Raw genomic sequence first — 12,094 nt, forward strand, 5'->3', positions numbered from 1 at the left:
CATGGGCGTCGCTCGACGGAAACACCGCGCCATGGCCATCCCCTGGGCCAGGGCAAGAGCGACCAGACGCCGGCAGGTCTCCTGGCTCGCGGGTCAGGGCAGCGATGCGCCAGCCTTCCCGGACCTGTCGGTCCAGTGGCCGGTTCCGGCCCTCCCCTTTTGAAGAGCTTGGGAACCCTGCGCATCGCGCTCACCGCTTACAGTTGCAGGGACAGCCGCGGATTTGGAAGGGCTGCGCCCCCCGCACCGCATTCCCGTTTTCAGCCCATGCGGGCACCGGCGCGATCATGCGCGTCCGGGGCTTTCGATCACCCCGGCGCGCGGCCCCCATAAGCCAAAGCACAAGCCCTGCCAAGCGGGCCCGGATCGCCCCGGCGGATCGTTGCGCGGCGCCGGCGGGCGGCTATGCAGGGGCCTCTGACCCAAGGAGCCGACATGACCGATTCGCTTGCTATCACTGCCGCCGACGTCGCCGATGCCGCGCGGCTGATCGCGCCGGCGGCGGTCCGCACCCCGCTGATCGAGAATGCCGCGCTCAACGATTTGTGCGGCCGGCGCGTGCTGGTGAAGTTCGAGGGCGCCCAGCATAGCGGATCGTTCAAGTTCCGCGGCGCCTATAACCGCCTCGCCCGGCTGAACGATGCGGAGCGGGCGGCGGGCGTCGTCGCCTGGTCCTCGGGCAATCATGCCCAGGGCGTCGCCTTTGCCGCGCGCCTGCTCGGCATTCCCGCCACGATCGTGATGCCGGCCGATGCCCCGGCGATCAAGACCGCCAACACCCGTGCGCTCGGCGCCGAGGTCGTCCCCTATGACCGCTTCACCCAGAGCCGTGAGGCAATCGCCACCGCCCTGGCCACCGAACGCGGCGCAACGCTGGTCCCCTCGTTCGACGATCCCTTCATCATCGCCGGCCAGGGCACGATCGGCCTCGAAATACTCGACCAGGCCCAGGCCGCCGGCGCCGACCTCGCACAGATTCTCGTCTGCTGCGGTGGGGGCGGGCTGGTCGCGGGCACGGCCACGGCGGTCAAGGCCGCCCGCCCCGACATCAGCGTCTATGCGGTCGAACCCGCCGGCTTCGACGACACGGCTCGCTCGCTCGCCAGCGGCGTGCGGGAAAGCGTCTCGCCCGACGCACGCAGCATCTGCGATGCGCTGCTGGCGCCCAGCCCCGGCACGCTGACCTTCCCGATCAACCACGCCCTGCTCGCCGGCGGCCTGGTCGTCAGCGACGATCAGGTACGTGACGCGATGCGCTTCGCCTTCACCACGCTCAAGCTGGTGGTCGAACCGGGCGGCGCGGTCGCGCTCGCCGCCATGCTCGCCGGCCTCGCCCCAGCGACCGACGGCGCCACCGCCCTCGTCATCTCCGGCGCCAATGTCGATCCGGCCGCCTATGCCGCGATCATCGGCGGCCCGAACGCCTGACCGCTGGTCTTTTGCCCCGTCCCGCACTAAATGCGGCGCCATGATGAGCCGCTTTTCCAAGATGCATGGTCTGGGCAATGATTTCGTCGTGATCGACGCGCGCCAGGCGCCGGTCGCGATGACGGAGGCGCGCGCCCGCGCCATTGCCGATCGCCATGCCGGCATCGGCTGCGACCAGTTGATCGTCATCGGCTCCCCGCAAGCCGGCGATCAGGCCGACGTGTCGATGCTGATCTTCAATTCCGACGGTTCGGAAGTGGAAGCCTGCGGCAATGCCACCCGCTGCGTGCCGCTGTTCGTCGGCAAGGACGTGCTGATCCGCACCAGGGCCGGGCTGCTCGACGCCAAGGGCGTGGACGGCGGCGCCAGCGTCGATATGGGGGCGCCCCGCTTCGACTGGGACGCGATCCCGCTTGGCTATCCGATGGACACGCTGACGATGTCGGCCAGTTGGGAAGACCTGCCCGCGCCGGCCGCCGTCAATGTCGGCAACCCGCATGTGATCTTCTTCGTCGAGAATCTGGACGCGGTCGATTTCGAACGCCTCGGCCCGCTGATCGAGCATGACCCGCTCTTCCCCGCCCGCGTGAACGTCAATTTCGCGCAGGTCGTCGGCCCGCAGCATCTGCGCCTGATCGTCTGGGAACGCGGCGCCGGCCTCACCCGCGCCTGCGGCACCGGCGCCTGCGCCACCGCCGTCGCGGCGATCCGGCGCAAGCTGATGGCCGGCCCGGTAACGGTCAGCCTGCCGGGCGGCGACCTGGAGATCGACTGGGCACCGGGCGGCACGATCCGCATGACCGGCCCCGCCACCCATGTGTTCGACGGCGAGGCGGACTGGGACCGCTTCTGACCGTGGCCGGTCCCGACATCATCACCCTGGGCTGCCGGCTCAACATCGCGGAAAGCGAAGCGATCCGCGAAATGGCCGGCGCACAGGACGACCTGATCGTCGTCAACAGCTGCGCCGTGACGGCCGAGGCCGTGCGCCAGACCCGGCAGGCGATCCGCCGCGCCAGGCGAGACCGCCCCGACGCCCGCATCCTCGTCACCGGCTGCGCCGCCCAGACCGAACCCCAGACCTTCGCCGCCATGGCGGAAGTGGACGGCGTGATCGGCAACCGGGAGAAGCTGGAGGCAGCCGCCTTCGCCCCGGTGGCGGATAAGGTCAACGTCTCCGACATCATGGCCGTGCGCGACACCGCGCCGCACATGGCCAGCGCCTTTGCCGAACATGCCCGCGCCTTTCTGGAGGTGCAGAATGGCTGCGATCACCGCTGCACCTTCTGCATCATCCCCTATGGCCGGGGGAACAGCCGCTCCGTCCCCGCCGGCGCGGTGATCGACAAGGCGAAGCAGCTGGTCGATGCGGGCTATAGCGAGATCGTGCTGACCGGCGTCGACGTCACCAGCTATGGCCCCGACCTGCCGGGCAGCCCCTCGCTCGGCCAGCTTGTCGAACGGCTGCTGCGCCATGTCCCGGACCTGCCTCGACTGCGCCTCTCCTCGATCGACAGTGTCGAGATTGACGAGCGGCTGTTCGACCTCATCGCCCATGAGCCACGGATGATGCCGCATCTGCATCTCTCGCTACAGGCCGGCGACGACATGATCTTGAAGCGCATGAAGCGCCGCCATGCCCGCGCCGATGCCGTGCGCATCGTCGATCGGGTGAAGGCTGCCCGCCCGGACATCAGCATCGGCGCCGACATCATCGCCGGCTTCCCGACCGAGGATGACGCCATGTTCGCCAACAGCCTGGCGCTGGTCGCCGATTGCGACATCGTCCATGGCCATATCTTTCCCTATTCGCCGCGCACCGGCACGCCGGCCGCGCGCATGCCCCAGCTGGATCGCACGACCATCAAGGCGCGCGCCGCGCTGCTGCGCGATGCCTGCACGGCGCAGCGCGACGCCTGGCTCGCCCGCCTGGTCGGCACCCGCCAGTCGGTGCTGGTCGAACGCAACGGCCTGTCGGGCCATGCGGAAAATTTCGCGCCGGTGCGCTTCACCACGCCCCAGCCCCCCTCCACGATCGTCGCGGCCCGCATCAGCGGCCTTGAGAATGGCGCGCTGATCGCGCAAGAGGCGCAATAATGACTGACACCGGCACCAGCTGGCGCGACCGCCTCTTCGGCGGCCTCAAGCGCACATCCGACAAGCTCGGCGAGAATCTGACCGGCCTTTTCACCAAGGCCGCGCTCGACGACCAGACCCTCGACGAGATCGAGGAAGCCCTGATCATGTCCGATCTCGGCCCGGCGATGGCCGGCCGGGTGCGCGACCGCCTCGCCGAGGGGCGCTACAACAAGGAACTGACCGAGGAATATCTGCGCGAGATCATCGCGGAAGAGATCGAGAAGGTGCTGGCCCCGGTCGCCCGCCCGCTGGAGATCGAAGCCTTTCCGCGGCCGCAGGTGATCCTGGTCATCGGCGTCAACGGATCGGGCAAGACCACCACCATCGCCAAGCTCGCCAATAATTTCCTGGAACAGGATTATGGCGTGATGCTGGCAGCGGGCGATACCTTCCGCGCGGCCGCCATCGGCCAATTGAAGGTCTGGGCAGAACGCCTCGGCGTGCCCATCGTCGCGGGCAAGGAAGGCGGCGACGCGGCAGGCATCGTGTTCGACGCGGTCAAGCAGGCCACGGCCACCGGCATCGACGTGCTGATCGTCGACACCGCCGGCCGCCTGCAGAACAAGACCGAACTGATGGACGAACTGGCCAAGGTGCGCCGCGTGCTCGGCCGATTGAACCCGGCCGCCCCGCACGACGTTGTCCTGGTCCTCGATGCCACCACAGGACAGAATGCGTTGAACCAGATCGAAGTCTTCAAGGAAACCGCACAGGTCACGGGCCTGGTCATGACCAAGCTGGACGGCACGGCGCGCGGCGGCGTGCTGGTCGCGGCGGCGGAGAAATATCGCCTGCCGATCCACGCCATTGGCGTCGGCGAAAAGATCGAGGATCTGCGCCCCTTCGATGCCGGCGACATGGCACGCGCGATCGCGGGGACAGCCTATGCCCGCTGACGCCAAGAAGCCCGCCCATGGCGGCAGCCTCAGCCTCGCGCTCGATTTCGGGCCGCTGCTGGTCTTTTTCCTGAGCTACAAGGGCGCGGGCTGGTTCTGGGGTGCGGGCAACCCGATCACCGCCATGAGCTTTGGCACCGCCGCCTTCATGGCCGCGATCGTGATCGCCGTCATCATCTCGAAGGTGAAGCTGGGCCGGGTCTCGCCGATGCTGTGGCTCTCGGCACTGCTGATCCTCTTCTTCGGCGGCCTCACCATCTATTTCCACGACCAGCGCTTCATCCAGTTGAAGCCGACCATCATCTACGCCTTCTTCGCGCTGATGCTGTTCGCCGGGCTGCTGCGCGGCAAGCCGCTGCTCAAATATCTGCTCCAGGCCGCCTATGACGGGCTGACCGAGGAAGGCTGGCGCAAGCTGTCGCGCAACTGGGCCTTCTTCTTCGTCTTCATGGCGGTTGCCAACGAGCTGATGCGCCGGTCGATGAGCTTCGACACCTGGCTCGCGGTCAAGGTCTGGGGCGTCACCATCGTGTCGGTCGTCTTCGCCGGCGCCAACATCCCGATGCTGCTGCGCCACGGCCTGACCCTGGACGATGGCCTCGACAGCGACGAGGTGGGCGAAACCACCCCGCCGCAGGGCTGACACGGCGCTGATCCGCGTGGTTCAGGCCTCCGCCTGAACCACCGCATCCACCATGATGTCGCGCAGATGGCCGTCGCGGTCCGGCCACAATATCGCATTGCCCGCCCGCATCCCGATCAAGGCGGCGCCGACCGGCGTCAGGATCGATATCCGGCCCAGCGCCACATCGGCATGGCTGGGAAAGACCAGTTCCACCCGGCGCGGCGTCCCGCGCGCACCATCGCGATAGAGGATGGTCGATCCCATCGCCGCGACATCGGCCGGTAGCGCCGCCCGGCTGCACAATTGCGCCCGGCCGACCTCCTCCAGCAACAACTGGCTGACGTCAGGAAAGCGGTCGCGCGCCGCCCAGGCGAGGTCGGAAATCATGTCGGCTTCGGATTCGACGATATGGATCGGCGGCACGGCCGCCCACTTCTGTTGCAGGGTCATGGGAAAACTTCCTGATAGGGGTGCGCGCCCGGTCCTCGGGCGCAAAGCGTCAAGAAGGGTGCCCCGAACCTGCCGGCAGCGCGCCTGTCAGGTCCGGGGCGGATGGCCCGCGAGAAGCTGTCCCCCATGATGGCGGAAGCGTGCAAAGATGACCTTGAACGGCATGGCCGGGATCATGTTCGGCCCCGTCCCGCCTGTCAAGCAAGCCGCCCCGGCCCTGCCCGGCCGTCATCGCCCGAAAGCCCCGCCAACCGCCTGTTTCTGCGATCGTTTCGCAATAGGCACATATTGGTTTTCTTGGGCGTTGGGTGCGCATATGGGAAGCGACGGAGGCGTCCACGCCCCGCATGGACCATATGATAAACCGGCATCGCAAGCATCGCTGCGAGCCGCCCCATAACGAACCCGAGGAGTTCCGCCATGGCCTTTGTTCTGCCCGATCTTCCCTATGCCAAGGACGCCTTTGGCGACATCCTGTCGGTCGAAACCTTCGACTTCCACCACGGCAAGCATCACAATGCCTATGTCGTGAAGGCCAATGAACTGGTCGCCGCCGACGAGAGCCTGCAGGGCAAGTCGCTGGTCGAACTGATCAAGTCGTCGAAGGGCGGCCTGTTCAACCAGGTCGGCCAGATCTGGAACCACACTTTCTACTGGAACTCGCTGTCGCCGGTGAAGACCGCCCCGACCGGCGACCTGCTCGCCAAGATCGAGGAAGCCTTCGGTTCGGTCGACGCGCTGATCGAAAAGCTCAAGGCAGAGGCCGTCGGCCACTTCGCCAGCGGCTGGGCCGCGCTGATCCTGAAGGACGGCAAGCTGGAAGTGACCAGCTATCATGACGCCGACACCCCCGTCGCCCATGAAGGCCACGCGCCGCTGCTGATCCTCGATGTGTGGGAACATGCTTACTACATCGACTATCGCAACCTGCGCCCAGCCTATGCCGAAAAGCTGCTGAAGGAAGCGATCAACTGGGACTTCGCGGCCCTCAATCTCGACGGCCAGGGCGCCAGCCGCGCCGACCAGCCGGCCTGATCGCGTCAGGCTCCGATGGAGCCTGATCCACAGGATCTATGACAGAAGGACCGTCCGGTGCGCAGGCGCCGGGCGGTCCTTCTTTTTACAGGCTTTGCGCGCTTTGCCTGCCCTGCGCTCCAATCCCCTCTTAACGCCGGCCGATGCATGATCGCACGGGGCAGGGAGGATGATCGCGATGAACATGGACGAGTTGGGGACGCAGCATGAGGAGATCGCCCTGATCGCCGCGCAACTGCGCCAGGCGATCGCCGATCCCGACCTGCCCCAGGCGGTGAGCGCATTGCGCTGGCAACTGGCGCGCAAGCTGATGGCCCATCTCGCGCTGGAGGATCGCATCCTCTACCCCGCGCTCCAGCGCCAGGGCGACGATCGCGTCCGCACCACCGCCGCCCGCATCCAGGCCGAGATCGGCGCGCTGGCCGAGAGCTTCGCCCGCTACATGGCCGCCTGGACCGACGAGCGGATCACCCGCGACTGGCGCGGCTTCTGCGCCGACAGCGACCGGATACTGGATGCCCTTGCCCGGCGGATCGATCGGGAAGAGCGCGTCCTCTATCCGCTGGCACGCTCTATCGATGACCAGGCAACCGGCCAGATAGCCCGCGCCGGCTGACCGGCGATCAGGCCGCTTCCAACTGCGCCACGAACAGGTCGGTCGCGCGCTGCAACTCCTGCGCGGTGCGCGACAGGCCGGCCGCCGCGCTCGATACGCGATCGGACAGATTTTCGGTATTGCGCGCGACATCGGCCACGGTCGCCATCCGCTGCGCCATATGATCGGCGTCGCGGGCGGTATCGCGCGCCGACTGGCCGATCGCCGCCGTCGCATCCCGCTGGTCGGCCACTGCACGCTGGATCGCCTGCGCCGCCTGCGCCAGTTCCTCGACGCTGCCGGCCACCTCGGACAGGGCTTCCTGTGCCACCCCGGCGCCCTGCCGCGCGGACGAGGCCAGCGACTGGATTTCGCCGGTCGCACTTGCCGTCTGGTTGGCCAGCTGCTTCACTTCGCCGGCCACCACCGCAAAGCCGCGCCCGACCTCGCCGGCCCGTGCCGCCTCGATCGTGGCATTGAGCGCCAGCAAATTGGTGCGGGCAGCAATCTCGGTGATCGAATCGGCGAAGCTGGTGATCGACGCCGTGCGCCCTTCCATCGCCTGCATCGCTTCATGCCCCGCCACCGACACGCGCTGCGCCTCGCCGCCCAGGCTCGCCTGCTGGCTGGCCGCCGCTGCAATTGCACTGATCGATTCGGACAATTGCTCGATCCGCCGCGCCAGCACCGCCGCGCTGGCCGAGGATTGGCCCGCCGCCGCCATCGTCTCGTCCGTGCCCACGCTTGCCCGGCGCGCCAGATCATGCAGCAGCCCGGCCGATTCCTTTAGCTCGCCCGTTGCCGCGCTGACCGCGCTCACCACGCCCGCGACCGACTGGCGGAACGCGCCGACCAGCGCCAGCGTCTCGCTGCGCCGGTCCTGCGCCATCCGTGTCTTTTCGGCATCCCGCTCGATCCGCAGATGCGCCTCGCGCGCGTCGGACTGGCGCTGGGCATCCATCGCCGATTCCGCCGCATTGCGCCCCGCCTGCGCTTCCCGCGCCAGCCGGGCGGTGTCCGCCACATGCGCGTCCTGCGCCAGCAGCAGCCCATGCAATTTGATGCTGAGATAGCCCAGGATCGTGCCCTGCAGCACCACCGCAAAGCCGTGGATGATGACCCGGCCGATCTCCGCCTGCCCCGAGAACACCCAATTGGGCGCGACATAGGTCAGCACCAGATGATGCAGCGCGATCAGCACCGACGCCAGCAGGATCGGCCGCCAGTCGTAGAGCACCGCCAGCGAGGCGAGCGCCACGAAGAAATACATGTGTGCGTCCATCTGCCAGACATGGCCGCTCAGCAGGAACAGGGTGATCGCCGGCTGCACCGCCGCCAGCGTCCCCATCACCAGCCGCACCTCCAGGTCGTTGCGACGCCGCATCACCATCCAGGTCGGCAGGATGTTGGCCAGCGCCGACAGCAGCATGGCGGGCGCCGCCCGCTCATTGCCGATCATCATGCCGCCAATGCCGATCAGCACGGTCCAGATCAGGCTGCACAGCAACAGGATACGCAGCCCGTGCAGGCGCAGACTTTCGAGACTGTTGAATGCCATCAGGCCAATCCTCCCACCGGTTCGCCACAGGCCGCGGCAAAGGCGCGCAGCGGCAATATGCCGCCCCGCAACAAGGGCAGCAGCGCGTCGCGCTGCCCCTCCACCACCATCGATCCCGGCAGGCGTCCGCTCGCCACCAGCCGGGCGCCATGCGCCACCGCATCAGGCACCAGATGCGCACGCGCGCCGGCCGTCATCGGGATCAGCAGGATGCGCCCCTGCGCCGGCGGATTGCCATAGAGCAGGGCGAGACCCAGGAGGATGATCGCGAACTGGGCCAGCAGCACCGCACCGCGCGAGGAAGGAAGCCATATCCGCATGGCATCCCCCCTAGGAAATGTTGGTAAGGATAGGCTTAACAGGCCCGTCCGGATTTACGCATTTTGCGTAAGTCAGCCCGGTTTCTGCGATTCCGCCTGCGCCGGCAGGTCCAGCGCCGTCGCCAGTGCGTCCAGATCCGCCCCCGGCCGCACCAGCAGCCAGTCGCGGCTCGCCGCGCCGTTGACCACGGTGATCGCGCCCTTCGGACAGACGCCCAGGCAATTCACCTCTATGATGCCGGCCGCCGCCTTGCGCCCCTTCTTCAGCGACAAATGCCGCCGTAGCGCCTTGGCCAGCCGCTCCTCGCCATCCTTGCCGAAGCCGCCGTCCAGCTTCTTCGAGCATTTGCGGCAGACCAGCACGGCATTTTGCCAGTTGGACCGGACATGATCCTTCAATCGCTGGCGCCCCGCGGCTTCCAGGTGCGCCGCTCCTCGGCCGCACGCAGCACCTCATAGGCGGCCTGGATTGTCTGGAACTGCACCGCCGCCTCGGCATCGCCCGGCTTCACGTCGGGATGATATTCCTTGGCCAGGCTGCGCCAGCTCTTGCGCACCGCCTCGAAATCGGCGTCATCCTCCAACCCCAGCGCCTGCAGCGCGTGCATCTCGTCGCGCGACCGGCTGCCGTCGCCGGGACCGCCCCAGCCATGATGGGCGCTCGACTGATAGCCGCCGGCATCGCGCCGTTCGGTGCGCTCGCGTTCGGCCCGCTCTTCCTCGTCCAGTCCCTGAAAATAGTCCCAGTTGCGGTTATATTCGGCCGCATGCTCGCTGCAGAAATACCAGCGGTCCGGGCTGTTGGGCGATTTGGGCGCGGGGCAGTTACCCGGCTGGTCACAGCCGAAACGGTCGCAGATGCGCACGCGCTGCGCTTCCCGCGTCGCGCCATAGGCACGCCAGCGGGGAAAACCCCAGTCATTTGATCGGCTCTGTCTTGCCATCGGACCAAATTAGGGAAGCCGCGCCCGGAAAGCCAGCCCTGCGCCGGGATTAGCGACGGAAAGTCACGCCCTGCATGTTGCCGCCACAGCCAAGCCCCCCATCGGGACGATAGCTTTGCTCATATTTGGCCCGCGTCACGATCTTCGTGCCGTTGGTGCCAAAGATCATTGGCGGATAGGTGATGACCGCCCGCTGGTTGCGCGTCGTGCCGTCCGCCGCGATGTCGAACTGAACCCGCGTCCATCCCTCGACACCCACGGACACCATGTCCGTGGGATAATCCGCGGAGGATACCGGCGCGCTGCGCAGGCTGGGCTTGGCATCGACGATCGAACATTGCTGCGCCGACAGCCCGGTCGCGGCATAATCGGCCCGTGCCGCTTCCAGATTGCCGCCGGTCGCCTGCAGGCTCGCCCGCCGCACCAGCGCCGCCACGCGCAGCGGATCATTGGCCGGCAAGGCGCCATCATCGATCACCGCGTTCAACAGCGCCTGCGACCCGGCCTTTTCCCTGGGCCTCAGATCATCATAGGCCAGGATCGCGAAGGTCGCCCGTGCATCGGCATCGGCCTGATAATCTGCGGCGCGCAACGCATAGGGGGAATCGGCCCGGATACGGATATCCACATGTTCGGCGGCATCATGGACCAGGCGGTCGACCCGCAATTGCGCCAGCGGCGGGGCATCCGCCGTCCGCACCACCCGGCGCAGCAGCGGGCCATAGGTCTCGACATCCTCGCGCGCGGCCATCGATCCCGCGAGCAGCGGGATCAGCACCGGCACCAGCTCCACCGTCGTGTCGCCCTTCTGGCTACGGATCAGCTGCGCCTGCTGCAACAGCAGCGCGCGCTGCCGGGTCATCGGCACATTGTCCAGCACCGGGCCGGGAACGCGCTTGGCCTCCAGCCAGTCGCCCAGCGCCTTGGTCGGCCCCGCCAGCATCGACGGACCACCTTCCGCGGTCGAACAACGCAGTTCCAGCCGCGTCACGAACCGGAACAGCGCCGGGATCTTATTGACGTCATCGGGCCGCCACGACCAGTCCCGCACCGCCCGCGCGAACGCGAGCGCCGAAGGGCCGGGGCGCGATCCATAGACCGGCCGGGCATAGGAAACAGCGCCGCTATCGCTGATGCCGAATTCCACCACGGCATAATCCTCGGGCTGGACGCCATCCTCGCCACAGCGCGGCAGCGCCATGTCCGCGCCCTGGGTGAAGTCCTGCTGCGGCATGCGCCCGGCACCGGTATAGACCAGATAATTGCGCGCCGTGTCGCGATGGCCGGCCAGCATGGCCGCGATCGACGCATCCGACCGGGTCACCAGATCATCGAAATCGACCCTGGTGGTCAGCCCGCCCTGCTGCTTCACCGCCCGCGCGAACAGTTTTTCCGCAGGATCGAACTGGCCCAGATTGAGCAGCGCCCGCCCCCGGATCAGGTCGATATGCGCCAGCGACGCCTTGTCGAACATCTTGGGGTCCGCGACCGCGATGGCATTGGCCGTTTCGGCGGCCTTCAGCGCTTCGGCCGGATCGACGAACGTACCGGCCTGCGCCTGCCCCAGCAGCGCCTGGATGCGCGCCGCCGGCCCCTCCGCTTCGGCCAGCGCCGCGCTGAAATGGGCCAGCGCACCGACATAGTCGAGGTCGCCCATCGACACGCGCCCCAGCGTGTAGGCGGCACGATAGCGGTCGGTCGACAGGCTGGTATCATCCCTGGGCAGGGCCGGCGCCGCCTGGTTCAGCAGGTCGCGCGCCTCGGCCCAGCGCGACAGTTCCGCCAGTACCATCGCCTTGCGCACCCGCACGATCGCCAGGCTGCGCGGATTGCGCACCACCCGGCCTTCGAGCGTGGTGAGGATTTCAAGCGCGCGGGGATAATCCGCCGCCTCGGTGGCTTGCGTCGATTGCTCGAACAATTGCTGGATCGTGCCAGTTGCGGGCGTGGGCGTTGCGGGGGCTGGGGCAGGCGCTGCCGGCGCCGCATCCTGCATCGCATGGCCGATAGCGGGCATGGCGGCCATCGCCATCAGCAAGGCCAAATATCTGTTACGCAAACCGAATCCCCCCAAGACCGCGGACCGGTTATTGCGATAACCTCG

Annotated in this window: 13 protein-coding genes and 1 riboswitch; of the genes, 7 read left to right on the forward strand and 6 right to left on the reverse strand. The window is 67.6% G+C overall.

The features are described from left to right. Nucleotides 1-54: 54 nt before the first annotated feature. Nucleotides 55-296: riboswitch (cobalamin riboswitch) on the reverse strand. A 139-nt stretch (nt 297-435) separates the two neighbouring features. From AC0KVN_RS14680 to ispZ, 5 genes are read left to right on the forward strand one after another with little or no spacing between them, the layout of a single operon-like run. Continuing rightward, a complete protein-coding gene (locus tag AC0KVN_RS14680) occupies nt 436-1,428 on the forward strand; it encodes a threonine ammonia-lyase (RefSeq protein WP_435567138.1) in 993 nt (330 codons plus the stop codon). 40 nt (nt 1,429-1,468) lie between these two features. Beyond that, complete coding sequence (gene dapF / locus AC0KVN_RS14685; RefSeq protein WP_435567139.1) at nt 1,469-2,281, forward strand: diaminopimelate epimerase; 813 nt, start codon at nt 1,469-1,471, stop codon at nt 2,279-2,281. Between the two features lie 2 nt (nt 2,282-2,283). After that, on the forward strand, nt 2,284-3,525 hold the full coding sequence (mtaB, locus tag AC0KVN_RS14690) for a tRNA (N(6)-L-threonylcarbamoyladenosine(37)-C(2))-methylthiotransferase MtaB (protein ID WP_435567140.1): 1,242 nt from the start codon (nt 2,284-2,286) through the stop codon (nt 3,523-3,525). Next, nucleotides 3,525-4,463 (forward strand): signal recognition particle-docking protein FtsY, encoded by a 939-nt coding sequence (gene ftsY, locus AC0KVN_RS14695; RefSeq protein ID WP_004210433.1) that lies wholly within the window; start codon nt 3,525-3,527, stop codon nt 4,461-4,463. The genes mtaB and ftsY overlap by 1 nt, the downstream gene beginning before the upstream one ends. Next, a complete protein-coding gene (gene ispZ / locus AC0KVN_RS14700; protein WP_435567141.1) occupies nt 4,453-5,106 on the forward strand; it encodes a septation protein IspZ in 654 nt (217 codons plus the stop codon). The genes ftsY and ispZ overlap by 11 nt, the downstream gene beginning before the upstream one ends. Before the next feature lie 21 nt (nt 5,107-5,127). Here ispZ and rnk read toward each other — a convergent pair whose 3' ends face one another. After that, nucleotides 5,128-5,538 carry a nucleoside diphosphate kinase regulator gene (rnk, locus tag AC0KVN_RS14705; protein WP_435567142.1) on the reverse strand — a complete coding sequence of 137 codons (411 nt, stop codon included), beginning with the start codon at nt 5,536-5,538 and terminating at the stop codon, nt 5,128-5,130. Between the two features lie 420 nt (nt 5,539-5,958). Here rnk and AC0KVN_RS14710 point away from each other — a divergent pair, with 420 nt between their 5' ends. Together AC0KVN_RS14710 and AC0KVN_RS14715 are read left to right on the forward strand one after the other, a co-directional pair. Next, nucleotides 5,959-6,573 (forward strand): superoxide dismutase, encoded by a 615-nt coding sequence (locus AC0KVN_RS14710; RefSeq protein WP_010336711.1) that lies wholly within the window; start codon nt 5,959-5,961, stop codon nt 6,571-6,573. A gap of 169 nt (nt 6,574-6,742) precedes the next feature. Then, nucleotides 6,743-7,189: a hemerythrin domain-containing protein gene (locus tag AC0KVN_RS14715; RefSeq protein WP_287431104.1), complete on the forward strand. Its 447-nt coding sequence runs from the start codon at nt 6,743-6,745 to the stop codon at nt 7,187-7,189. Nucleotides 7,190-7,196: 7 nt separating this feature from the next. Here the strand turns inward: AC0KVN_RS14715 and AC0KVN_RS14720 are convergent, their stop codons facing one another. The 5 genes from AC0KVN_RS14720 to AC0KVN_RS14740 all read right to left on the reverse strand — a co-directional run bounded on the left by AC0KVN_RS14720 (nt 7,197) and on the right by AC0KVN_RS14740 (nt 12,049). Continuing rightward, nucleotides 7,197-8,726 (reverse strand): methyl-accepting chemotaxis protein, encoded by a 1,530-nt coding sequence (locus AC0KVN_RS14720; RefSeq protein WP_010336709.1) that lies wholly within the window; start codon nt 8,724-8,726, stop codon nt 7,197-7,199. Next, nucleotides 8,726-9,046: a hypothetical protein gene (locus tag AC0KVN_RS14725; protein WP_435567143.1), complete on the reverse strand. Its 321-nt coding sequence runs from the start codon at nt 9,044-9,046 to the stop codon at nt 8,726-8,728. Before AC0KVN_RS14725 ends, AC0KVN_RS14720 begins: the two co-directional genes overlap by 1 nt. A gap of 72 nt (nt 9,047-9,118) precedes the next feature. Further along, entirely contained in the window at nt 9,119-9,469 is a 351-nt protein-coding gene (locus tag AC0KVN_RS14730) for a (2Fe-2S) ferredoxin domain-containing protein (RefSeq protein ID WP_435567310.1), read from the reverse strand. After that, nucleotides 9,442-9,990, reverse strand: a complete 549-nt coding sequence (locus AC0KVN_RS14735; protein WP_004210421.1) for a J domain-containing protein — start codon at nt 9,988-9,990, stop codon at nt 9,442-9,444. The genes AC0KVN_RS14730 and AC0KVN_RS14735 overlap by 28 nt, the downstream gene beginning before the upstream one ends. A 49-nt stretch (nt 9,991-10,039) precedes the next feature. Then, nucleotides 10,040-12,049, reverse strand: a complete 2,010-nt coding sequence (locus AC0KVN_RS14740) for a hypothetical protein (RefSeq protein WP_435567144.1) — start codon at nt 12,047-12,049, stop codon at nt 10,040-10,042. Between the last annotated feature and the right edge of the window lie 45 nt (nt 12,050-12,094).

The sequence above is a fragment of the Sphingobium sp. SG1 genome (assembly GCF_057063145.1).